Below are 25,462 nucleotides of genomic sequence, written 5' to 3'. Positions count from 1 at the left end.
TATGGAAAAACCGGTAAAATGCGTAGTTTGGGATTTGGATGAAACGGTATGGACGGGCGTGCTGCTTGAGGATGAGACCGTGCGTTTACGGCCGGGCATCGTTGCCGTATTCGAGGAGCTGGACCGGCGCGGCATCTTACTGTCCGTAGCCAGCAAAAACTACGGCGAACACGCGCTTGAGACGCTCCGCAGCTTCGCTATCGACCACTTTTTTCTATATCCGCAAATTCATTGGAACGCCAAATCGTCGTCGATTCAAACGATCGCCCGCGAATTGAATATCGGGACGGATGCCATCGCGTTTGTGGATGACCAGCCGTTCGAGCGCGACGAGGTGGCTTCCGTGCTGCCGGAAGTGCTGTGCATCGACGCCGGAGACATCGTTTCCCTGCTGGACATGCCGAGGATGATGCCGAAATTCATCACGGAGGATTCCAGAAACCGCAGGCTGATGATGAAGGCGGACGAGCGGCGCAAAACGGCCGAAATGGCTTTCGCAGGGCCGCAGGAAGAGTTTTTGGCGTCGCTCGGCATGCGTCTGTCGGTCCATCCGGCGGCTGAGGAAGATTTGCAGCGGGCGGAGGAATTGACCGTCCGGACGCATCAGCTCAATTCCACCGGCATTACGTTTTCTTACGAAGAGCTTGCCTCGTTCATTCATTCGCATACACATCTGCTGCTGGTCGCCGAATTGACGGATACATACGGAACGTACGGCAAAATCGGGCTGGCGCTCGTAGAGCGCGGCGCGGACAGCTGGACGCTCAAGCTGCTGCTGATGTCATGCAGGGTGATGTCCAGAGGAGTAGGCGGCGTGCTGCTGCAGCTCATCGTGCGCATGGCCAGGGAACGGGGCGTAAAGCTGCTGGCGGAGTTCAAACCTACGGACAGAAACCGGATGATGTACATGACATTCAAGTTCGCCGGATTTAAAGAAGCGGGCGGAGACAGCGGCCTTCTGCTGCTTGAATACGCTTCGGACGCTGTGCCGCCGCTGCCGTCTTATGTGCAGGTGGAAGAAGCGGGGGTGCGGCAATGACCAGGCTTGCGATGTTTTTCCCGGGCCAAGGCTCGCAGCATACGGGTATGGGGCAGACGCTGTATGACACATCGGCGGCGGCGCGCCTCTGCTTTGAAGAAGCTGAAGACACGCTCGGCATGGATATTAAAAAGCTGTGCTTTTCCGGCACGTTCCGCGATCTGTCCCGCGTCGATCTGATGCAGATTGCGCTGCTGACGGTGTGCAAGGCGGCTTTTTCGGTGTATATGGAAGAAATAGGAATTTTACCGGACTTTGCAGCCGGTCACAGCCTGGGAGAATACAGCGCTTTGGCATGCTCGGGCGCGCTCGGCTTTGCGGATGCGCTGCGGATCGTGGAGCTCAGAGGCAGGCTGACGCTGGAATTGGCCGAGCGGGATATCGGCTGCATGATGGTCGTGCAGGACGCGGACGAAGAAGAGCTGATCCGGCTGTGCGGTGAATGCTCGGCGGGCGATGATATCGTCGCCCCCGCGTGCTTCAACTCCCCGCGGCAGACGGTGGTGGCCGGCACGCATCAGGCGCTGGCAAGGCTGGAAGCCGCCTTGTGGCAGCCGCATATCGTCACGACGCCGCTGTATAACAGCGCGCCGTTTCATACGCCGTTAATGAACGAAGCGGCGCAGCGGCTCGCCGAGGCGGTGTCGGCCTGCGCCGTCCATCCGCTTCGCTTTCCCGTCTTGTCGGGCGTCACGGCGGCTCCGTACCGCGATGCCGGCGAGCTTGCCGCCAGTCTCGGCGGGCAGCTTGTCCGCCCCGTGCAATGGCGGAAAATACTCGATTATGCGGAAAGCCGGCGGGTGGATGCGGCTATCGAAATGGGGCCCAAATCGGTGCTGAGCATGCTGGTCAAAGAGAATGGGAAGCCGTTTGCCGCCGTATCGTACAGCGTGGCCGGGGATGCCGAACAGCTCCCCTGGCTTGCGCCGGTACATTCAGGCTTGCCCGATGCAGGACTTCAGTACCATTTTATCGAGCTGTGTTTGGGCATCGCGGTCAGCGTCAAAAATTTGAACCCGGACAGCCGGGAGTATGAGCTGGGCGCGGCTCAGCCTTACGAGCAGTTGGAACGGCTGGCTGACGAGGCGGATGCGGCGGGGCTGCCGCCGACCGTTCCGCAGATGAGAGAGGCGCTCCGGCTGCTCATGCTGATTATGGACACCAAGCGCGTTCCGCCGGAGGAACGCAAAGACTATTACGGGAAGCTGCTGCGCGATACGGGAACAGCATCCGTCTTTCAGGAGGAAATCGATGTTGAGCCAAAGCTTGTTCGAACTGCTGGATCAAGTTGAAATCGAGACCGAAGTGGAGGAAGTTACAGCCAAGGAAATGGCGATTGTCGGCATGGCGCTGAACTTTCCGCAAGCCGGCAATGTGCGGCAATTTTGGAGCAACCTCCGGGCCGGGCTGGACTGCGTGACCGGGGTTCCCGGCCGCAGGAAGCGCGACGCGGAAGTTTATTTGCAGCGGTGTCTCCGTCAGGACGCGCTTGACGCACAGTTTGACGAGCTCGGCTATCTGGATGAAATCGATACGTTCGATTACGAGTTTTTCGGGCTGTCGCCGAAGGAAGCGAGCCTGATGGACCCTGCGCACAGGCTGTTCCTGCAATGCGCGTGGCAGGCTGCGGAAGACGCGGGTTATGGCGACGGACGGCTGTCCGGGACGGATACCGGCGTGTTTTTGGGCTATTCGGCCAGCGAGCTGTACGATTACAAACGGCTGATCGGCGAGCTGGAGCCCGATTCGGCGGCGCTCGCGGCCGCGGGCAATATCATTTCCATGATGGCCAGCCGCGTCGCCTATGCGATGGATTTGCACGGCCCGAGCATGATGATCGATACGGCCTGCTCCTCTTCTCTGGTCGCGCTTCACGAGGCATGCAAAGCGGTTCGGGCCGGCGACTGCAGCGCGGCGATTGTCGGCGGCATTCGGCTGAACCTTGTGCCGGTGCGCCGCCAGCATAAGCTCGGCATCGAATCGGCGGACAGCCGCACGCGCACCTTTGACGACAAGGCCGACGGTTCGACGCTCAGCGAAGGCGTGGCGGCGGTCGTCATCAAGCCGCTGCCGCAGGCGCTCAAGGACGGAGATGCCGTCTATGCGGTCATCAAAGGCTCGGCGATCAATCAGGACGGCCGCTCGAACGGCATTACGGCGCCGAATCCCGATGCGCAGGCCGCCGTTATCGAAAAGGCCTGGAAAGCGGCAGGCGTGCACCCCGAGACGATTTCCTACATCGAAATGCACGGGACGGGGACGAAGCTGGGCGATCCGATCGAAATGGAAGGGCTGATGAAGGCGTTCGTCAAATATACGGACAAGAAGCAGTTTTGCGCCATCGGTTCGGTCAAATCGAATCTCGGCCACCTGGACAGCGCGGCGGGCTTGGCCGGGCTGATCAAAGCCGTGCTGTCCCTGAAGCACGAGGAACTGCCGGCCAGCTTGTACTTTAACAGGCCGAACCGGAAAATCCGCCTTCACCGTTCGCCGTTCCATATGAACGCCAGGCTGAACAGGTGGCCAAGAGGGAGCGAGCCGCGCCGCTGCGGCGTCAGCGCGTTCGGCATCAGCGGCACGAACTGCCACGTCGTGCTGGAGGAAGCGCCTGAAGCGCCGGCTCTTCCGGCGTCGCGGGAATCGTCCGCGCCGCGCATTTTTGCGGTGTCGGCCAAATCGCGGCACTCGCTGGTGAAGCTGGCGGAGCAGTACATCGAATGGCTGTGCGAGGAGCCTGCGGCGGCTTTTGACGATGTGTGCCATGGCGCATGTACGGGGCGGGGCCATTACAAATACCGGCTGGCTGTGATCGCCGACGGTTCGGACCTGCTTGCGGAGCGGCTGCGGATCGCCGCCGATCTGCTGCTGGACGGCGATGGCGATGCCGCGCTCCCCGGGCAGGGCATTTATGCGGGCGTCGTCACCGCCTCGGAGCGGGACGCCGAGAGGGCGACAGCCGAGGCGGGCCTGCTTGCGGACGCCCTGCCGCCATCGGAAGCGGAGCTGCGGCAAATTGCCGCTTTGTATACGGCGGGAGCGGACGTGCAGTGGCGCAAGCTTTATAAAGGAGAGCGGCGCGTCAGGACGCGGCTGCCGGTTTATCCGTTTTTGCGCAATCGCTGCTGGCTGGAGATGAGCGGTAATCAGCTGTATCGTTCGTTTTTTTCTTCAGAAGCGCAGCTGTTCGTTCCGGAATGGCGGCAGGCCGACAACGATCAGCCCGCCACCGCGCCGAACGGAGCCTTGGTCGTGTTTATGGATTCCGGCGGCATTGCCGAACAGTATGCCGAGCGGCACAACGCGCACCGCAGCAAATGGGTCGAGGTGACACTTGGACATGCGTTCGCGCAAACCGGTGAGCGACGCTTTACCGTCGGGCGGACGCTTGGCGATTACGAACGCCTAGTTGACCGGTTTCGTCCACTCGGCGTCGCAGGCGTCGTCCATTTTGCCGCGTTGGACGATCTTGCGGAGGGGCCGCGTGGCAGCGGAGATAAGCTCGCTGACGGTTTGTTCAGCTTGTTCCTTCTCGTCTCGGCGCTGCGCGGCCGCGGTTGGAAAAGCCCGCTCCGAATGACGCTCGTCGCCCCGCAGGCTTACCGGGTGTTGGCCGAGCAAGCGGCCCGGCAAGCGGTCGTCCGTCCGGAATTTGCCGCCTTTTTCGGCTATGGGAAAGTCGTCTCCTACGAGCTTCCCGGGTCAACATGCCGCTGCATCGACTGGGACGGCGGCTCCGCCGCGCACCTGCTGTTCGACGAGCTGGACAAGCCGTCGGACGACTATGTGTGCGCGCTGCGCGGCGGCCGCCGTTATGTCGAGCGGATCGCATTGCTGGACACGGCCGGCGAACCGGCGGCGGCTCAGACCCCGGTTCCGGTCCGTTCCGGAGCAACGTATGTCATTACCGGAGGCGTCGGCATCGTCGGTTTGCAGCTTGCCAAGGAGCTTGCCGCAAGCTGCTCCGTGCGCATCGTTTTGCTGAACCGGTCGCCGTTTCCGGCGAAGGCTTCGTGGGAGCGGGTGCGGTATGAGTACGAAATGGACCGCAAACATGAAACGCTCTACAAGCGGATGCGGCTTATGGAGCAGATCGAAGCCGGAGGATCGGAGGTCGTCTGCATGCAGGCGGACATTGCCGACGAGCGCTCGCTAAGCGCTGCGCTGGCGGACATCCGCGAGCGGTTCGGCCCGATCCGGGGCGTCATTCATGCGGCGGGCATCGTGCGCAGCTACGACGAGGTGCAATCGCCCCTGACGATGGAGACGCTGTGTGAGGATTTGTCGCCGAAAGTAGCCGGAACCCGCCTGCTGGACAAGCTGACGGACCGGGACCCGCTTGATTTTTTTGTTCTTTGCTCCTCGGTGATGACGCTGACGGGCGGAAACAACGTCGGCGGCTATGTGGCCGCGAACGCCTTTCTGGACGCGTTCACGGACGAGCGGAACGCGCGGGGCAAGCGGACGGTCGCCGTCAACTGGTCGACGTGGGAGGAGACGTTTTTTACAAGTGTGCTCGGAGCCGGAAAACCCGAATATGCGCGCCTGTACGGGCAGTACACACTTTTCAAGGTGATGTCGGGCGAGCATGCAGGCCACTATTTCGCACAGGCGTTGGCCGCGGGCTTGCCGAGGCTGATCGCGGGCCAGTTCAATCGCGATGCCGACATCGTCCGCATGCTCGATACGCTAGCGTTCAAGTTTGCGGACGAGACGCGGGATGAGCTGCTGCGCGAGCGGCTCCCCGAGGCGGCCGGTACGCGGCTGGAGGAGATCGTGGAGCAGGGCGGCGGCCTGCCCGATGTCGAGCTGAAAGGCAGGCTTGACGGCGCCTATTCCGCTGCCGAACGAGGCGCGGCCGCGGTATGGAGCCGCGTGCTCGGTTACCGGACGCTCGGCGTAGCCGATAACTTTTACGAGCTTGGCGGCGACTCGATCTCCATGATGAAGCTGATCGCGGGCATTGACAGGCAGTTCGGCGCAGAGATGAAGCCGACGGTGTTCATGGAGCTGCTGACGATTGAGCGGATGGCGTCCTGGCTCGACGAACAGAACCTTGGGGACAACCGGACGGCTCCGGTGTATCCGGCGGCGCTGCCCGATCCGGACAAGCTCGCCGAGCCGTTTGAGATGACGGAAGTGCAGCGCGCTTACTACATGGGCCGCAGCGACTATTTCGAGATGGGCGGCGTTTCGACCCATGCCTACTCGGAGCTGGAAACGAGGCTCGATCCGGCAAAATTGAACGACAGCCTGAACAAGGCCGTGCGGCGTCATCCCATGCTGCGCTGCGTCATTTTGCCGAGCGGCAAGCAAAAAGTACTGGACCGCGTCCCGGACTACCGGATCGAGACGGAAGATATCCGGGCGCTGGACGAAGCGCGGCAGCAGGAGCGCATCGGGATGGAGCGCCGCAGAATGTCGCACGACGTATTCCGGCCCGAATGCTGGCCGCTGTTCGAAATCAAGGCGTTCCGCATCCGCGATGACGCGCACTATTTGTGCATCGGCTTCGACGTGCTGATCGCGGACGGCCTCAGCATGCAAATCATCGAGAATGACATCATGCAGGCGTATTTGCATCCGCACATCGAGCTTCCGCCGCTGGTGTTCACATTCCGCGATTATATGCAAGCCTACGAAGCGTTTCGGCGCTCCGATACGTATGCAGCAAGCAAAACATACTGGCTGGGCAAGCTGGACAGCTTCCCGGAGCCGCCTTTCGTGCCGCTCGTCCGGGAACCGGGGACCGTAGCGAAACCGACGTTCCGGCGGCTCGGCGCGATGCTGGGGGCGGCGGAGTGGCAGCGTTTCAAAAACATGTCCGCCCGGCACAGCGTGACGCCGTCCGCCGTCTTTTGCGCGATATACGCCGATGTGCTGTCCTATTGGTCCAATCAGCCCAGACTGGCTATCAACCTGACCGTATTCAACCGTTATCCGTTCCACCCTGATATCCCGAACATGGTCGGAGATTTTACGTCACTCATGCTTCTCGGTTTGGATCTGGGCACCGGCCTCGCGTTCTGGGACAAGGTGAAGCATGTTCACCGCACCATTCTGGAAGCGATTGAACACCGCCACTTCGACGGTACCGAGATGATTCGGGAGCTGGCCAAAATCCGCCAAAAACCGAAAGCGGCGATGATGCCGTTCGTGTTCACGAGCCTTCTGTCTCAGGATTTTCAAGCCGGAGGCTCGGGCGGCGACGTTCCCGGAGACGTGAAAATGAGAGTAAGCCAAACCTCGCAGGTGTATTTGGACTTTCAGCTGACCGAGCGCGGCGGCGTTGTCGAGTTGAGCTGGGACTATGCAGCGGAATTGTTCGATGAGGACATGATATCCGGCATGTTCGAAACGTTCATGCACCGGGTGGAGCGGCTTGCCGCAAATGAAGGAGCAGCCGGCGGCATCCGGCTCCCGCAGGTGGAAGCCGAGCTGTACGCCCGCTTTAACGAAACGGCGAGGCCGCTGCCGCAGGCCGTCACGCTGGACGGCTTGTTCGCGCAGCGGGCCGCACGGCAGCCGGACAAGATTGCCGTCATCTCCGGCGAACAGGAGCTGACTTACGGGCAGCTGAGCAAACTTGCGCGGCAGTTTGCCATATATTTGCGCTCGTGCGGCATATCGCGCGGCGACTTTGTCGGCGTGTTGGGACGCCGCGACAGCAGCACGATTGCGCTCATCCTGGGAGCGCTGATGGTTGGGGCCGCGTATGTGCCCGTGGAGCCGGAATATCCGGAGGAGCGGCGGAATTATATCGTCGGCCACAGCGGGTGCCGCAGCCTGATCGACGCCGCGGCGGTTATCGGCGAGGTGCGGGACTTGGATCTGGAGCCGGAGCTTCCCGGACAGCCCCTTTTTGCCGCGGAAAGCTGCCCTGACGATACGGCCTACGTCATTTACACGTCCGGCAGCACGGGGACGCCGAAAGGCGTCGTGATTACGCACCGGGCAGCGGCCAATACGATACTGGATATTAACGAACGGTTCGCTATCGGAGAAAACGACCGCATACCGGCCATCTCCTCTTTTTGCTTCGATTTGTCGGTATACGACTGGTTCGGGGCGCTGGCGGCCGGAGCGGCCGTCATCGTCATCGACAACCAGCGGGATATGCCCGCCCTGCTGCGCACCGCCGCTCAGGCCGGCGCCACCGTCTGGAATTCGGTTCCGGCTTTGCTGAATGCGATGCTGGATCATCTGCCTTCGGACAGGAGCCCGCTTTCGCAGCTGAGAGTCATCATGCTTAGCGGAGACTGGATACCTTTGCCGCTTGCCGGATCGGTCAGGGAACTATTCCCCGCTGCATCGCTGTACAGCTTGGGCGGCGCGACGGAGGCGGCGATCTGGTCGATTTACTACCCGGTTGCGGACGTGTCCGGCGAATGGAAATCGATTCCTTACGGCGTTCCGCTCGGCAATCAGCGCTGGTATGTGCTGGATGAGGAGCGAAGGATATGTCCGGTCGGCACTACGGGAGAGCTGTATATCGGGGGAGCGGGGCTTGCTTCCGGGTACTTGCATGACGAGGACAAGACGAAGCAATCGTTCATTGTTCATCCCGAGTTCGGCACGCTGTACCGCACGGGCGATTTCGGCGCGATGCGGAGAGAGGGCTATATCGAATTTCTCGGCCGGCGCGACCATCAGGTCAAAATCCGCGGTTATCGGGTGGAGCTCGGCGAGATCGAAAACCTCCTGCTGAAGCATCCAGGCGTCAAAGATGCGGTCGTCATCGACAAAAAGGACGCAGCAGGCCAGACGTACCTGGCGGCCTATATCGTTCGCGGAGGGGCTCTGCCGGAAGCGGACCGGGAATCGCTGTACGAGCACCTTAGCGCCCATTTGCCCGGCTATATGATTCCGGCCCGCTGTACGTTTCTTGATAGCATTCCGCTATCCGCGAACGGAAAGGTCGACCGCAAGCTGCTCCCGGAGCCGGAGCTTGCCCTGCTCGCGGACAAAGCGCCCGTCGAGCCGTCGACAGAGCTGGAGAAGCAAATATTCCGCATCTGGACAGAGGTGCTGGGTATGGATCGCTTCGGCATCAAGCAGTACTTTTTCGACATCGGCGGCGACTCGATCTCGCTCATGAGCGTTCACGGTAAAATCGAGAATATGTATCCGAACAAAGTGAGCATCGCCGATTTATTCGCGTATCCGACGGTGGAGACGTTGGCCGGAGAGCTGGCGCGGCGCTTAAACCCCGATGAATACAAAACCGTGTCGGTGCTGCTTCCCGCCGATACCCGCCGCTCCCTTGACGTGTTGGCCCGGCGCTGCGGGGTGAACGCTTACGGCATCTATCTGGTCGCGTTCGTTTTTATGATCGCAGACTTGAACGGCGAGCAAAGCGTAAAGCTCGTCGCGACGGACGAAGCGGGCATCGAGACCGCCCACCGTATTTCGCTGGCGGATATCGAGAGCGTGGAGCAGGGGGTGGAGGCGCTGACCGCCCGGTATATAACGGACTCCGTCCGCGTCGTTTCGCAAGCGGGCCCGGACTCGGGCGCGCTGATGTTCGCCAGGGAGGAGGCCGCCGTGAAGGGCGAATTCGCCGCAGCGCTGTGCATGTCGAAAGCGGAAGGTGTGCAAGCGCTGTACAAGGCGTCCGCAGATGCAAGGTCCGCAGAAGCAAGCGAAGCCGCGAAGGCGCTCTCGGACCGCTTCCGGAAGCTGCTGCACATTTTGGCGGAACAACTTTAAAGGAGGAGGAGAGTCGGACATGGCCAAAAAATTGATCGATCTCATGAAGCTCAAGCCTGAATCGGAAGCCCGGACGGAGACCGGCAATGAAATTGCGGTCATCGGAATCGGTCTCGATTTTCCGCGGGCGGGCGATGCAAGAGCGTTCTGGGAGCAGCTTGCGGGCGGCGTCGGAGCGACCGGCAATCTCCCGTATTCCCGCAGGATGGAAGCCGAGAGGTATGCGAGATTCAAGCAAATGGACAAAAGCGAATGGCAGTTCATCAAACAGGGCTATCTCCGCTTCATCGACCGTTTCGATTACCGCTTTTTCGGCCTATCCCCGCGCGAGGCGGAGCTGATGGACCCGCATCAGCGCCTGTTCCTGCAGACGGCGTGGCACGCCTTCGAAGACGCGGGTTACGACGACAAGCGCCTGAAGGGCAGCCGAACCGGCGTGTTCGTTGGCTACGATCACGAAGCGTACAGTTATACAAGCCGGGTGTTGGAGGTCGCTCCGGCGGCCTACAAGGAAGCCCATGTCGGCAACCTGGTGTCGATGATCCCTGGCCGGGTCTCGTACCATTTTGATTTAAAAGGTCCCGGCATGATCGTGAACACGTCCTGTTCTTCATCGCTCGTCGCCGTTCATGCCGCTGTGCGCTCGATTTTGCGCGGCGAATGCGAAATGGCGCTGGCGGGAGGCGTCCGGCTCGATATTATGCCTGTCGATTTGACCGGGAAGGTCGGCATCGAATCGTCGTCGGGCCAAACAAGAACGTTCGACGATAAAGCCGACGGAACCGTGACCGGAGAAGGCGTATGCGCGGTTGTCCTCAAGCCGCTGCGCCAGGCGCTGGAGGATCGCGATCCGGTATACGCGGTCATCAAAGGGAGCGCCGTCAATCAGGACGGCCATTCCATCGGCTTGACCGCTCCGAACGTGCTCGCGCAGGAGGAAGTGCTGGTCGAGGCTTGGCGGGACGCGGGAGTCGATCCCGAAACGATCGCCTATCTGGAAGCGCACGGAACCGGCACTAAGCTGGGCGATCCGATCGAAATCGAGGCGATTGGCAAGGCGTTTGCCCGGTTTACGGGCAGAAAACAATTTTGCGCAATCGGCTCGGTCAAGCCCAATATCGGCCATCTGATCGGCGCCGCGGGCCTGGCCGGGTTCGTGCGCGCCGTTTACGCGCTCTATCTTCGGAGGCTTCCACCGACGCTGCATTTTACGCGGCCGAACCGGAGCATCGCCTTTCAGGAATCGCCTGTATATGTCAACGACATTCTCAGAGAGTGGACGTCAGACGGCACGCCGCGCAGATGCGGCGTCAGCTCGTTCGGCTTTAGCGGCACGAACTGCCATATCGTGCTGGAGGAAGCGCCGGAAAGTGCCCCAAGCCCGCTTTCGGCCCCAGCGCTGCAGACGCATGCGCTCGCGCTCTCGGCCAAGTCCCCTGCCGTCCTGCGGCAGCGGGCCGGGCAAATGGCGTCCTGGCTGTCTCAACCGCGGCCGGAAAAGCTTGGCGACATCTGCTTTACGGCGAATGCCGCGAGAAGCCATTTTACCTGCCGGCTCGTGGTCGCCGGCCGAAGCCGGCGGGAAATCGCCGATGCGCTGAACGCGCTGCAGGAGGGTGATTTTCAGACGATCGTTCCCGGCGCGGGCCTCGCTCCCGGCGCGGATCTGCCGGAGGACGCAGGCGTCATGCGCCGGTTGTGCGCCGCGTATGCGCGCGGAGAAGAAGCGGATTGGCGGGAGCTGTACGCGGAAGACGCGCACGAGCGCGTCCGCTTGCCGCTCTATCCGTTCGAGCCGCTACGGTGCTGGATCGATAGCCCGCTTGCCGCTCCGCTTCCGTTCTGGGAACCCGGATGGGAACAAGCGCCATCGGATGCGCAGGCGCGTCCGCCGGTCCGCAAGCGCTGTCTGGCCGTTCACGACGGCGGCGCGGCGGCCGCAAAGCTGACAGACGCGATCCGGGCGGGAGCGGACTCGTTAGTGGAAGTGCTGCCCGGATCGGAGTTCGGCAGGGAAAGCGCAAGTGTGTTCCGGCTCGATTTTGCCGCGCCCGCGCTTGCGCCCGATTACGGCGCCTTGTTCGCTGCGGTTGATCCGGGAGAGCTCGATCAAATCGTCTTTGTTCATGGGCTGGAGCCGCCTGATCCTCGACCTGCGGCAAACCGGCTGGAAGCGAGCGTCAATGAAGGCTTGTTTCATTTGATCGGCTTGTGCAAAGCTCTCGCCGGGCACCGCGGGCTGGGCCCCGAGCTCGTCGTTGTGACTGCGCACAGCTATGCGATCAGCGGGCGGGAGGGCGGTTTGCTTCCGGGCAACCGGCTGCTTCATACGCTCGGGACGACGCTTCCGCTGGAGTCGCCGAATTTGCGTATTCGGATCGTCGATACGGACGCGCTCACTTCGCCCGACGCCTTAGCCGGCGAACTCGCAGCCGCGGCGGAGGCGGATTCTCCGCAAATTGTCGCGCTGCGCGGAGGAGAGCGATACGTCCGGGTGTGCCGTATCGCCAAAGACGCTCCGTCCGGCGAGCTGCCGCTGCGGGCCGGGGGCACCTACGTCATTACCGGAGGCGGAGGCGGCATCGGCCAGGAGATCGCCCAATTTTTGGCTGATCAAAAGCCGCTTCATATCGCCGTCATCAGCCGGCTATCGGCGCCCGACGCGCAGACGCTGGATGATATCCGGGGCGCCGGCTCCACGGTCTCGGTCCATTATGCGGATGCCGGCTCGCGCGACGAACTGCAAGCGGCGCTTGCGGATATCCGCAGCGGCTTCGGTCCGATCCGCGGCGTCATTCACTGCGCGGGCGTCACCCCGCAGCAGGGCGCGCTGTTCGATAAACAGCGGGGTGTCATTCGCGCAGCGCTTGCGGCGAAGCTTTTCGGGACGATGCATTTGGACGAACTGACGCAGGAGGACCCGCTTGACTTTTTTATCTGCAGCTCCAGCATTTCGGCTTTGGTCGGATTGCCCGGCGAGATCGAATACAGCATGTCCAACGCGTTTCTGGACGCGTTTTGCGAGGAGCGGAATCTTCGTCTCGGAGGGACGAAATGCATCAATTGGCCGGCATGGAACGAAACGGGAATGGCCGTGCTTTCCGGCTCCGATCTGTCCGGCGGCGTGCTCGATTCGGTTTCGAGCGCCGAAGGGATGGAAGCTTTCGAGCGCTTTCTCCGCTCCGGCCTCAGCCGCGCTATCATCGGCAATCCGGCGAGAGGCGGCCAGCGGTTCGCTCTTCTCATCACCGGCAGGATCGGGATTGCCGATTATTACGACCGGCGCGAGGAAAGCCGGGAAAGCGCGGCGAGCGATTCTTTTGCTGCGACGGACGATAAGCCGCAAATTGTTTTGCACGGCCATGATGCGGGCTATACGCCTACCGAGCGGCAGATCGCGCAAATTTGGCAGGAGGTGCTCGGTTATTCCAGCTTCCATGTCGAGGATCAATTTTTCGATATCGGCGGCAACTCCATCATGATTATGAAAGTGCTGTCGCTGGTGGAAGGGCATTTTCCGGGTACCGTGCAATTGTCCGACCTGTTCGCTTTTCCGACGATTGCCAAGCTTGCCCGCCTGATCGACGAGAACCGTCGTCCTACCGGGAATGCGCGTTTGCAGGAGAACGCAGGAGGCGTGAACAGCGGAGATGGCGACGACGGCGAAGAACATATCGAGGAGCTGATCGACCGTTTGACCAGCGGGAAAGTGACCGTATCGAAGGCGATGTCCTACTTGACGGACGAAGGGACAGGTGAAGGAAATGGATAGTCCGCTCGAATATGTGCTGGAGCAAATTGCCGCCGGGAAAATCGACAAGCAGGTCGGCGTCCAACTCGTCAAGCGGCTGCGCGCGCGGGATGCGGACCGGCCCGCCCGGAGGAAGGAGGATGCGATCGCCGTGATCGGCATGTCCGTCCGCCTGCCGATGGCGGATCATTACGACGTTTTTTGGCGCCATTTGACGGAGGGGACGAGCTGCATTCGCGAGCTTCCCGCAGGCCGCAAAGCGCAGGCCGACCGTCTGACCGGCGGCGCTGTCCGCTACGCGCAAGCCGGTTATTTGAGCTCCATCGACGATTTCGATTATCCGTTCTTTCGATTGTCGCCCGGCGAAGCGAATTTGCTCGATCCGAACCAGCGCATTTTTTTGCAAACGGCTTGGGCGGCGCTGGAAGATGCGGGCTACGGCGGCAAAAAGCTGGCAGGCAGCCGGACCGGCGTGTTCATCGGCTACAACGCCTGGCCGACGTATGGCACGATATTGTCCAGGCTTCATCCCGACAAAATGGGGGTTGCGCTGCCAGGCAACATCGCGCCGATTATCGCCAGCCGTTTGAATCACCTCCTAGATTTGCAAGGTCCGAGCATGGCGATCGACACGACCTGCTCTTCGTCGCTGGTCGCCGTGCATACCGCTTGCCAAAGCCTGCTTAACGGAGAGTGCGATCAGGCGCTGGCCGGGGGCATCAAATTGAACATTTTGCCTGTCGACAAAGACTTCAGAATCGGCATCGAAACGAGTGGGGACGAAACCCGGACGTTCGACGACCGGGCGGACGGCACGTTATGGGGCGAGGGGGCGGCCGCCGTGCTGCTCAAGCCTTTAGCGCAGGCGGTGCGGGACCGCGACCATGTCTATGCGGTCATTAAAGGCAGCGCGCTCAATCATGACGGCAGCTCGATCGGGCTGACCGCGCCGAACGCGCTCGCGCAGGAGAAGCTGCTCGTCGACGCCTGGGAGCGGGCGGGCGTCAAGCCGGAAACGATTTCGTATATCGAGGCGCACGGCACCGGAACAAAGCTGGGCGATCCGATCGAAATCGACGGCATTACGCGGGCGTTTCGCAGGTATACGAGCCGCAAGCAGTTTTGCGGGATCGGCTCGGTCAAAAGCAGCATCGGCCACCTGGACGGCGCGTCGGGCATCGTCAGCCTGGTGAAGGCCGCCTTGTGCCTGACGAATAAAAAACTCCCGCCGTCGTTATATTTCACGCGTCCGAACCGCAACATCCGGTTCGAAGATTCGCCGCTGTTCGTCAATGACCGGCTGCGCGACTGGGAGGCGGACGGATCGCCGCGGCGCTGCGGCGTCAGCTCGTTCGGCTTTAGCGGAACGAACTGCCACGTGGTGCTGGAAGAGGCGCCGGCCGCGCCGGATTCGGCTGCGGAGACGGCCTCGGACGCACCGGCGCTTATGGTGTTATCCGCGCGCGAGCGGCAGGCGCTGACGGACTATATCCGGCAAGTCCGGAATTGGCTCGTTTCCCGGCCGGACATACCGCTTGCCGATCTTTGCTTTGCGGCCAATGCGGGGAGAGACGCTTACGAGTACCGCTTCGCGCTCGCCGCGGGCGGCAGGGCGGAGATGATCCGGATCATGGACGGCATTGCCGACGGCGCGAAGCCGCTGGAAACCGGCGCGGCCGACTATGCGTACGGCGACGGCGCAAACGGCTGGAGGGAGCCCGTCCCTCCGTCTCATGTCCGCGCGTTGACCGAGGAATGGACGCGCTCGGGCCGAACGGCGCTGCAAGTGCTCCGGCAGCTCGCCGCCGCCTTTGCCAGCGGCTCCGCGATACCGTGGAGCCGCTTCTATGAAGGGGAAACGAGGCGGCGGACGCCGTTTCCGACGTACCCGTTCCGCGCGTTTTCGTGCTGGATGGACATACCGGAGAGCTATTCCGATTCAGCCCGCCCCGCACAGAGCAAAGAGGCGGCAACCCATGCGGCGATCCATGCGGGGAGCCGCGAAGAGCTGGAGCGTCTGCTAACCGGCATTTGGAAAGAAGTGTTCAGCCTGGAGCAAATTTCTGTAACGGACGATTTTTATGAGCTTGGCGGCCATTCCATCGTTGCAGTCCATATGGAAGCTAAAATGAATGAAATCGGCATCATGGCCGATATGAACGTTTTTCAACAGTATCCGACTATCCAACTATTAGCTGCTCATTTGTCTGATGGCTATGCCGGCAGCATTCGACCGAAGGAGTGATAGATAACTATGCCGGCCATCCTCGTGAACGAGTTGTCCAAGGAATATACATATTATGAAAAAGAGACGGGCTTGCGCCATTCGTTGAAAAATTTATTGTCCCGCAAAAAGCTGATCCGCAAGTCGGTCCGCGGCATTTCATTTGAAGTCGGGGAAGGGGAGGTCGTCGGCCTCCTCGGACCGAACGGAGCGGGCAAAACGACGACGCTCAAAATGCTCTCCGGCATCCTTCACCCGACTTCAGGAACGGCGTCGGTGCTGGGATATACGCCATGGGAGCGGAAAAAAGCGTATAAAATGCAGTTTTCGATCGTCATGGGCCAAAAAAGCCAGCTGTGGTGGGATTTGCCGGCCAGCGAATCGCTGCTGCTGAATAAAAAGATTTATGAACTGAGCGACAAAACGTTTCAAAGCTCGCTCGATGAGCTGTCGGAACTGCTTGACGTGAAGGATTTGCTGAACGTCCAGGTGCGCAGGCTGTCGCTCGGCGAAAGGATGAAGATCGAGCTGATCGCATCGCTCATTCACCGGCCCAGAATCATGTTTCTCGATGAGCCGACCATCGGCCTCGATTTGATTTCGCAAAAAAATATTCGCGCTTTCATCAAATATTACAGCCAGCAAACGAAGACGACGATTTTGCTAACGAGCCACTACATGAACGATATCGAGGATTTGTGCAAACGGTCGATTATTATTAATCACGGCGCTATCGCGTACGACGGGGAGCTGGGTAAAATAAACCGGCTGATCGGGGAACGCAAGCGGATTCGCCTGCAATTCGCGGAACCGGTTTACGCGCATTCGCTGAGCCGTTACGGCGAGGTGATCGAGGCGGAAGATTATCATGTCGTTCTGGAAGTAGCCAAGGACGAGATGAGGACGATAACGAAAACGATATTGGATCTGCTGCCTGTCGTCGATTTCACGATCGAGGATTTATCGATCGAAGACGGGCTGGCCGAAATTTACAAGAAGGATCGTGATAGCCTTGAAATCAGCGGGCAAGTACACTAAAAGCTTTGCTCTCGGCGTTCAAAACGCGATGGAATACCGCACCGATTTTTGGCTCAGTCTTGTCAGCGGCGTCTTTCCGCTCATGATCCAGCTATTCATGTGGAACGCGATTTTCACCGGTTCTTCGTCCGGGACGGTGTACGGTTATACGTATGACCAGATGATCGGCTATACGATTATGGCTGTAGCGGTCGGTAAGTTCGTATCGGCGGGGTTCGAATACGAAATCGCGAACGATATCAAAAGCGGCGGACTGAACAAATTCATCGTTCAGCCGATCAGCTACTTCTGGTACCGCATTTTTTGCTTTTACGGCAGCAAAACGGTTCAGCTTGCCGCTTTCGCCCTCATTGTCGCCGTTTTGCTGCTCGGCTTTGCCATGTTCGGGAATTTGCCGTTTAGCGGAGGCAAGCTCGCGCTGTTCGTGCCGTCCATATTGATGGCGGTTGTGCTCAACGGCATGATTTTTTATTTGCTCAGCCTTCTTGCCTTTTGGATGACTGAGGTTTGGGCCGTATTTATCGGCTTCCAGCTGATGTCGAATATTTTGAGCGGAGGCGTGTTTCCGCTAGATGTGTTCGGCGCAACCGCGGGCCGCATCTTTGCATGGCTGCCGTTTCAGTATACGATCTATTTTCCGATCAACATTTGGAACGGAAAGCTGGGGACGGCCGAAATCGCGGCGGGTCTCGCGGTGCAGGCGGCCTGGGCGGTCGCTGCGACGCTTTTGGCGAACGGCATTTGGCGCTTCGGCTTAAAAAAATATGTGGCGATCGGAGGTTAGCGATCATGACGTTCATTCGCGAAGCCGGCAAATACTTGCAGATCTACGGGCTATTTATTAAAAATTGCCTGATCGCTCAAATGGAGTACCGCCTCAATTTCGTCATCGGCATCGCTCAGGAATGCGCTTTTACGCTTGCGAAGCTGCTTTATGTGCTCCTGGTCTATCAGGTCGGGGTTAACATCAACGGGTTATCGCCCGATCAGGTGATGCTGTTTATTGGAACCTACATGATTATGACGGGCATTTATGTCATGTTTTTCATGGAAAATTTTTATCAGTTATCGGAGCATGTGCGAAGCGGCACGCTGGACATGTATTTGACCAAGCCCGTTTCCTTGCAGTTCATGGCGACGCTGCGGCGGATTAATTTCTCGTTCCCGATTCCGAACTTTGCGGCGGGCATTACGATGGTCGTCGTCGCCTGGCGCCGGCTTGAATTGGACGCGAGCGCGGCGATCATCGCCAAGTATGCGCTGTTTATCGCATGCGGGACGATTTTGATGTACGCGTTGTTTTTGCTGCCGCAGCTGCTCGCTTTTTTTATTATCAAAACGCAATCGGTGATCGAAATTTCCGATAAGCTGTGGGACTTCAACAATATGCCGATGGGCATTTACAGCAAATGGATTCAGCGGATCGGCACTTTTGTGCTCCCGATTTTCGTGATTACGAATTTTCCGGCCATGGCCGCGCTGCAAAAAATGGACGCCGGCGGCGCAGTCTGGGCCGTACTCGTTCCGTTTTTGGTTTTCATATTGACGCGGACGGTATGGAAATTTTGCTTGAGGCATTACAGCAGCGCGAGCAGCTAAAGCTTTTGACGGAACGATGTGCGAATTTTAGAGCCGGGGAGAAGCGGGGGGTATTAAGGACCGTTTCTTCGCGGCTTTTTGTTCGATAGGGGAAAATTAAAGACTATATTCCAAAATGACAAAAACATATAAATGTTATGGGGATTGAATGAATTGATAGGAGCTGAATTGCACTTATTTCATCTCTCTATTTGCGGTTTTAATAGAGTCTCCGAAAAAGATAATTCCAAAATGGAATAAAGTAAGCTATAATGAGAAAGGAGAGAATAAAAGACTAGGAGGACATTCATGATGAATGCGGCTCTGATCAAACAGCTTGGGCACATTTTCTGGACTTTTCTCAAAATTGGGCCTGCCACATTCGGCGGGGGTTATGCGATGATTCCGGTTATCGAGAGGGAAGTGGTGGGCAAACGGCAGTGGGTTTCCGAGAGCGAGATGTCCGACGTGCTGTCAATCGCGGGTTCCGCTCCGGGAGGCATCGGCGTCAACGCTTCGGCTTTTATCGGCTACAGGCTTGCCGGAATTCCGGGGGCGATAGCGGCGGTAACGGGCATAACCCTGCCTACTTTTCTTATCGCGTTCGCGCTTAGCCTCGTTTATGCGCAGATCGAGCATAACCCCAAAATTGCGGCGGCTTTGGAAGGAATCCATTTCGCCATTGTCGGCTTAATCGTCGTCGCCGCTTTTAAATTGGGAAAATCCGCCGTGTTCGACAAAACGACGTTTGCCGCCATGATCTGCACTGTCGTGCTGTTTCTGACGACTTCGATTCATCCCTTATTCGTGATCGGATTCGGTTTATTCATCGGCATCATTTTTGTTAAAACGAAGGAAAAATTGGGGCTAGAGGTAAGACTGCAAAAAGAAGAACCGCTCGATTCCCCGTCAAGATTTACATATGCCGATTATTTTATCGCCGAAGGGATTTAAGGAGCGGATGTCTGTATGCTATGGAGTTTGTTTATAACTTTTTTTAAAATCGGTTTTATGTCGTTCGGCGGCGGCTATGCGATGATTCCGGTCATTCAACTGGAAGTTTCGTCACACCATTGGCTGAGCGAAAAGGAGTTTGCCGATGCCGTGGCATTAGCCGGAATGGCGCCGGGCCCTATCGCAACGAACACAGCAACGCTGATCGGCTACAAAACGGCCGGCATAGCGGGCGCGATCATTTCTACGGCAGGAATCGTGCTTCCTTCCCTTATTTTGATGATTCTCATCACCGCCTTTTTTTATAAAATTCATCGCAACAAATGGGTCAGGTCTTCATTTTACGGCTTGCGTCCGATCATTACGGGCTTGATTGTTTTTGCCGCCATTCATTTTGGCTTTTCCGGGCTGAATTCGGGTCTCGTAACATGGAAAACTTTTTTTGGCGTTCTGATTGCGGGCGGTGTTATTATAGGAGTCATGAAATATAAAATGCACCCGATTGCGGTTATTTTACTGTCCGGGCTGCTGGGAATCGCATTCTTTCAATGACCTTTAGGAAAGTGAGAGGTTTCTTATGACGGATTCAATCAATAAGCCATCCTGCTGCTCCGCTTCCAGAAGCGAGGCCGCCATTTCGTTCGTCCCGTTCGGCAATTCCAAAGCGGCGGAAGACAATCAGACTGCCGGAGCTGCCGACGCATCGCTTCCGGCCAAACAGGATATGATTTATTTGCCGGGCGGGGAGTTTTTGATGGGGACCGATGACCGGGAAGGATTTCCGTCCGATGGCGAAGGACCTGTCCGCGCAGTGACGGTGGGGTCTTTTTATATCGATCCTTGCACGGTGACCAATCAGGAATTTAAGCGCTTTACGGATGCTACGGGGTATGTGACGGAGGCGGAAAAGTTCGGCTGGTCGTTTGTTTTTCATCTATTTGTTTCCGAAGAAACGGCGAAGAAGGTCGTCAATTCCGTTCCGCAGACGCCCTGGTGGCTGCCGGTTGACGGCGCTTACTGGTTCCGCCCGGAAGGGCCGGATTCGGGCATCGAAGAACGGATGGACCACCCGGTCACTCACGTTTCCTGGAACGACGCCCAGGCTTACTGCCGGTGGGCGGGCAAACGCTTGCCGACGGAAGCGGAGTGGGAGTATGCCGCCAGGGGCGGGCTGGTTCAAAAACGATACCCTTGGGGCGATGAGCTCAAACCGAACGGCAAACATATGTGCAATATTTGGCAGGGCAAATTTCCCGTGAAAAACAATGCAAGCGACGGATATGCAGGAACCGCGCCGGTTCGCACCTATGAGCCTAACGGCTTCGGGTTGTATCAAGTATCCGGAAACGTATGGGAATGGTGTTCCGATTGGTTCAGTCCTGCCTACCATTTGAACGGGCCACGGGTCAATCCGGCCGGTCCTTCCCGGGGACAAAGCCGGGTGATGCGGGGAGGCTCCTATTTGTGCCATAAATCGTATTGCAACCGCTACCGGTTGGCTGCCCGCAGCCAAAATACGCCGGACAGCTCGACAGGCAATATGGGGTTCCGCTGTGCGGCCGACGCTTAAGGGACGATTGATGGAACGCAGGCATCCCGGCGAGTTTCCGCAAGAAAGCAAGAGAAGGGGGAAATCACTGCTATGAAAGCAATCGTTATTTTGCTCGATACTTTGAATCGCCATATGCTGGACATCTATAACCGGCAACGTTGGGTCAAGACTCCGAACATCGCCAGGCTGTCGGAGAAGTGCGCAGTATTCGACAATCACTGGTCCGGATCGCTGCCCTGCATGCCGGCACGCAGAGACATGATGACGGGCAGGCTCGCTTTTTTGGAAAAAGGCTGGGGAGGAATCGAACCGTTTGACGTAACATTGCCGGAAACGCTGCGGAGCAAGGGCGTATTCTCGCACATGGTAACGGATCACTATCACTATTTTAAAACCGGAGGGGAAAACTACTGCCAGGCTTTCGACAGTTGGGATTTCCATCGCGGTCAGGAAGCCGACCCGTGGATTTCCCGAATAAAGTCTCCTCGGCCGCCTGCGGAGTATTACGGCAGATGGGATGCGCAGTATGAAAAAAATCGCGCCGCCTTCAAGCGGGAAGAAGACTTTCCCGGACCGCGGACGGTGCAAGCCGCCTGTGACTGGCTTGAGGACAACGGCGATGAGGACCGGTTCTTTTTGATGGTGGAGGCCTTCGACCCGCACGAGCCGTTCGATTGTCCGCAGCATTATTTGGACATGTATGCCGATGACTATGACGGGCCGCGGTTCGACTGGCCGAAGTATGCGCAGGCGGAGGAGCCGCCCGAAGCTATGGAACATTTGCGCAAGCGGTATGCCGCTAACTTGACGATGATCGACCATTGGCTCGGCAAGCTGCTGGATGTGATGGACCGGAAAAGCTTATGGGACGATACGCTGGTCATCCTGACGACAGATCACGGCTTTTTGCTCGGCGAGCACAATTGGACCGGAAAAAATATTATGCATGTGTACAACGAAATCGCCCACCTTCCCTTGATGATTCATCTGCCCGGTGGCGCTGCGAAGGAGACCCGCATTTCGGCTCTTACGCAAAATATCGATTTGATGCCGACCTTGCTCGATTATTTCGGCGTGGAGATCCCGTCTACAGTCAGAGGGCATTCCCTGCTCGGGCTTATTCGGGGGACGGAGCGGCGAATTCGCGACTTTGCCTTGTATGGAATGTTTGGCATGACCGTAAATATTACGGATGGAGCATACACCTATATGCGCGCGCCGGTTCGAAGCGATAACCACCCTTGTTACACGTATACCGCCATGCCGACCGCATTTCGGAAATTTCTGGGCTCGCACAATCCCGCAAGCATTCGGACCGGCGCCTTTTTGCCCTATACGGATTATCCGGTTTACCGCATTCCGTTCAGCGAGGAAGGAGTGCCGTTTCAGATGGCCCGGCATGGGCAGGAATCTTTGTTGTTTCATATTGAATCGGATTATGAACAATTGGACCCCATACAGGATGAGGAGCTTAAAAAGCGGTATTCGGAGCATCTGGTAAAAGCTATGGAAGACGTGCAATCGCCTGAAGAGCAGTATTTGAGATTGGGATTAAAAGACAAGTAACGGCCCATTATGATGGCGTTTTCATTGGTCAGTCTGGTTCGGATTCACGGAAAAGCGGATATATATCGTTGTTTGGAGTGATTTCATGAAAATTGTGGTTGCGCCGGATTCTTATAAAGGTTGTTTGAGCGCTATCGAAGTCGCTGCCTGTATGAAGGAAGGCATCTTGGAAGCGATGCCTGACGCCGAGGTGTTCACCGTCCCGATCGCCGACGGCGGGGAAGGAACGGTGCGCGCTCTCGTCAACGCGTCGGGCGGTTCCCTGCACCAAACGGAAGTGGCCGGACCGCTGGGAGACCCGGTGATGGCGGAGTTCGGCATTTTGGGCGACGGGCAGACGGCTGTCATCGAAATGGCGTCGGCATCGGGGCTGACGCTTGTGCCCAAGCACCGCTTGAACCCGCTGGCCGCGACGACGTACGGCACCGGACAGCTGATCCAAGCCGCACTCGACAAGCAGTGCCGCAAAATGATTATCGCCATCGGCGGCAGCGCGACGAATGACGGGGGCGCCGGCATGGCTCAAGCTCTCGGCGTCCGCTTCCTCGACGCCCAAGATCGCGAGATTTCGCCCGGCGGCGGTGAGTTGAGCAGCATCCAGCGCATCGACGTTTCCGGCATCGATCCGCGCACTCGGGACTGCGAATTCATTGTCGCCAGCGATGTGACCAATCCGTTGTGCGGCCCGCAGGGGGCTTCGGCCGTCTTCGCGCCGCAGAAGGGGGCGACCCCGGAGATGGTTCGAACGCTGGATCAGGGCTTATCGCATCTGGGCTCCTTGATTCTGGAACAGCTCGGCAAAGACGTCGCGGATGTGCCGGGCGCGGGCGCAGCGGGTGGCATGGGCGCCGGTTTGATGGCGTTCCTGTCCGCGAGAATGGCCCGCGGAATCGACATCGTGCTGGAAGCGATCGGGTTTGAGAAATGGGTGGAGCGGGCCGATCTTGTCATCACGGGCGAAGGACGCACCGACGGGCAGACCGCGTACGGAAAAACGGCTGCCGGAGTGGCGAAAGCGGCCAAAAAATACAATAAGCCGGTCATCTGCGTATCCGGGGGCGTCACTGGGGACGTCAAGCCGCTCTACGATCTCGGACTGGACGTCATTATCGGCACGGCGCAAAATCCGATGCCGCTTGAAGAAGCGATGCGCGAGGCGCCCGCTCTGATCAGGCATGCGGTCGCCTCCGTAATGAAGACTTTGGCGATTCCGGCGAAGTATTGGTAAATCGTCCAAGAAGCCGGCCGCTGCACCCGGTGCCCGGCAAATCGCCGCCCTCCGGCATTGACGGAGTCATAACCACCGGCTTAGCCGGGCATCAATGCTGCGGTTCTTTAATCTCTTTTTCCAGCGAATTTTTACCGGATCATTATAATTGCTTTCTTGACTTAAGTTAATGACCAGTCGTAAACCTCCTCATATAATGAAAATCGACAATTCTATATAGGGGGTTATTTTATGGCTAACTCGGTCAAAGAACTATCGTATCAGCGGAAATCCGCTTTAACTGCCGGCATTTCACTTGTCATCATGGCGCTTGCCTCTTTTTTTTCCTATGGGTTTGTTCATGGAAGCCTTGTGGTACAAGGCAATCCGGCGGCTACATGTAACAACATCGTGTCATCCAATAACCTTTTCAAAGCAGAAATTCTGGGTTGGGTCATCATTATGATTGCTGACATTGTGGTCGCCTGGGCTTTCCATGTGTTTCTACAGCCATTTAATAAAAGCCTTTCATTGCTCGGAGCATGGCTCCGTCTTATTTATGCGGCTATATTGGGAATGGCCATACTGAACTTGATATTTGTGCTGCTTCTCTCAAGACATATAAGCTATTTGTCCTCATTTAATATCGAACAACTTCAAGCGCTTATGATGCTATTTCTCGATGCATTTGTATCTATTTGGTCGATTGGTTTGATCGTTTTCGGCTGGCATTTAATGATTGTGGGCTATCTGGCTTTCAAATCAGGCATCATTCCTAAAGTGATCGGCATTTTATTAGTTCTTGCTTCAATAGGCTATATTGTCGTTCACCTAAGCAAAACGTTTCTAGCACAATATGATGGGTTAATTTCAACGCTTAATCTTGTATTTAGCGTGCCAATGGTTGCAGGAGAACTGGGCTTTGGGATATGGCTGCTGTTCAGAGGAGGAAAACTTCCCAAAAGCGCATAATAATTCCCCTAAAAATCGCTTGTATGAATTCGCTTCTTGATTCTACTTAATGATTCCGGGGTAATACCGAGATAACTTGCCAATTGATGTTGGGGTACGCGATCGACTAGATGAGGCCTTTTTCGCAATAGCGCTTTGTAACGTTCTTCAGGTGTAGATGCGATAAATGAAGCCAATTCATTTTGTACCTCACCCAGGTTTTCCTCTACCATCTTGCGTGTCATCGTTTCCAATTGCGAGTATTTGTTAAACATGGCATTTTCGGCATCAAGATCGCCAACAACCAATACACAGTCTTCCAGACAAGTTAATGAGTACGGGGATGACTTATCTTGTTTATGATGATTGAAAATCGACACCGCTTGCTCTTCTGTGTAAAAATTGGATGTGACCTCTTTTCCCGTTTCATCTATCGAGTACTGCCTTATACATCCTTTCAATACAAAATAACATTGAGTGGGAACATCTCCTTGTCTAAGGAGCATTGTTCCTTTTTTGTATTCTTGGACTCGTATCTCATCAACGATCATCTGTTGTTCTTCTTCGTTCAGGGTTGTAAATCTGGCTAAATACTTCAAAAGTATGCTTTTCATTTTGCTTTCCTTTCGGCTCTTAATGAAACGGTTCGGTTAAATCATGTTATGTAGTTTCAACTTACCATACTATAGTATGTATGTTAAAGATCATAAAATTCTTTCCCGCTCAAATTGCTGAAGAAGTTTGTCTGATTAATCGCACAAATCCCCTAAAAAATCAGCTTTTTTTCCACATATCGGCACAATTTTTGCTGTTTCAGCAGGTATTTTGCGTTATAATGTTAAAAACATAGTAAAATTTACCCACCCCATAGTTTTAAGCAGAGGCCTATTAATTCT

15 protein-coding genes are annotated in these 25,462 nt (G+C 57.4%); 14 read left to right on the top strand and 1 reads right to left on the bottom strand.

Features of this window, described 5'->3' with window-relative positions; translation table 11 throughout:
* Position 1: 1 nt before the first annotated feature.
* The 14 genes from AC6RNO_RS12935 to AC6RNO_RS12870 all read left to right on the top strand — a co-directional run bounded on the left by AC6RNO_RS12935 (position 2) and on the right by AC6RNO_RS12870 (position 24,587).
* Positions 2-1,039 (top strand): HAD-IIIC family phosphatase, encoded by a 1,038-nt coding sequence (locus AC6RNO_RS12935; protein WP_497105674.1) that lies wholly within the window; start codon positions 2-4, stop codon positions 1,037-1,039.
* On the top strand, positions 1,036-2,331 hold the full coding sequence (locus AC6RNO_RS12930) for an acyltransferase domain-containing protein (RefSeq protein WP_497105673.1): 1,296 nt from the start codon (positions 1,036-1,038) through the stop codon (positions 2,329-2,331). Before AC6RNO_RS12935 ends, AC6RNO_RS12930 begins: the two co-directional genes overlap by 4 nt.
* Positions 2,291-9,745, top strand: a complete 7,455-nt coding sequence (locus AC6RNO_RS12925) for an amino acid adenylation domain-containing protein (protein ID WP_497105672.1) — start codon at positions 2,291-2,293, stop codon at positions 9,743-9,745. Before AC6RNO_RS12930 ends, AC6RNO_RS12925 begins: the two co-directional genes overlap by 41 nt.
* Before the next feature lie 19 nt (positions 9,746-9,764).
* On the top strand, positions 9,765-13,517 hold the full coding sequence (locus tag AC6RNO_RS12920; RefSeq protein ID WP_497105671.1) for an SDR family NAD(P)-dependent oxidoreductase: 3,753 nt from the start codon (positions 9,765-9,767) through the stop codon (positions 13,515-13,517).
* On the top strand, positions 13,510-15,741 hold the full coding sequence (locus tag AC6RNO_RS12915; RefSeq protein WP_474681212.1) for a type I polyketide synthase: 2,232 nt from the start codon (positions 13,510-13,512) through the stop codon (positions 15,739-15,741). The genes AC6RNO_RS12920 and AC6RNO_RS12915 overlap by 8 nt, the downstream gene beginning before the upstream one ends.
* Positions 15,742-15,750: 9 nt before the next feature.
* Positions 15,751-16,758: an ABC transporter ATP-binding protein gene (locus AC6RNO_RS12910; RefSeq protein ID WP_474681211.1), complete on the top strand. Its 1,008-nt coding sequence runs from the start codon at positions 15,751-15,753 to the stop codon at positions 16,756-16,758.
* Positions 16,733-17,542, top strand: a complete 810-nt coding sequence (locus AC6RNO_RS12905) for an ABC transporter permease (RefSeq protein ID WP_474681210.1) — start codon at positions 16,733-16,735, stop codon at positions 17,540-17,542. The genes AC6RNO_RS12910 and AC6RNO_RS12905 overlap by 26 nt, the downstream gene beginning before the upstream one ends.
* A 5-nt stretch (positions 17,543-17,547) precedes the next feature.
* Complete coding sequence (locus AC6RNO_RS12900) at positions 17,548-18,357, top strand: ABC transporter permease (protein WP_474681209.1); 810 nt, start codon at positions 17,548-17,550, stop codon at positions 18,355-18,357.
* A gap of 288 nt (positions 18,358-18,645) precedes the next feature.
* Positions 18,646-19,290, top strand: coding sequence for a chromate transporter (locus AC6RNO_RS12895; RefSeq protein WP_497105670.1), 645 nt, complete (start codon positions 18,646-18,648; stop codon positions 19,288-19,290).
* Between the two features lie 15 nt (positions 19,291-19,305).
* Positions 19,306-19,842 carry a chromate transporter gene (locus tag AC6RNO_RS12890; RefSeq protein WP_474681207.1) on the top strand — a complete coding sequence of 179 codons (537 nt, stop codon included), beginning with the start codon at positions 19,306-19,308 and terminating at the stop codon, positions 19,840-19,842.
* Between the two features lie 25 nt (positions 19,843-19,867).
* Entirely contained in the window at positions 19,868-20,860 is a 993-nt protein-coding gene (locus AC6RNO_RS12885; protein WP_497105669.1) for an SUMF1/EgtB/PvdO family nonheme iron enzyme, read from the top strand.
* A gap of 72 nt (positions 20,861-20,932) precedes the next feature.
* A complete protein-coding gene (locus AC6RNO_RS12880) occupies positions 20,933-22,408 on the top strand; it encodes a sulfatase-like hydrolase/transferase (RefSeq protein ID WP_497105668.1) in 1,476 nt (491 codons plus the stop codon).
* A gap of 85 nt (positions 22,409-22,493) precedes the next feature.
* Positions 22,494-23,636: a glycerate kinase gene (locus AC6RNO_RS12875; protein ID WP_497105667.1), complete on the top strand. Its 1,143-nt coding sequence runs from the start codon at positions 22,494-22,496 to the stop codon at positions 23,634-23,636.
* Positions 23,637-23,867: 231 nt separating this feature from the next.
* Positions 23,868-24,587: a DUF4386 family protein gene (locus AC6RNO_RS12870; protein WP_497105666.1), complete on the top strand. Its 720-nt coding sequence runs from the start codon at positions 23,868-23,870 to the stop codon at positions 24,585-24,587.
* Positions 24,588-24,595: 8 nt separating this feature from the next.
* On the opposite strand, the gene AC6RNO_RS12865 is transcribed toward AC6RNO_RS12870, so the two are convergent.
* The gene (locus AC6RNO_RS12865; RefSeq protein ID WP_497105665.1) at positions 24,596-25,180 is read right to left on the bottom strand and encodes a cyclic nucleotide-binding domain-containing protein; all 585 of its coding nucleotides are present in this window, start codon (positions 25,178-25,180) and stop codon (positions 24,596-24,598) included.
* Positions 25,181-25,462: the final 282 nt, after the last annotated feature.

This window comes from Paenibacillus sp. sgz302190 (assembly GCF_059820445.1).
Note: the sequence above shows the minus strand (reverse complement) of the source record. Positions and strands in the feature narration are given on the sequence as shown.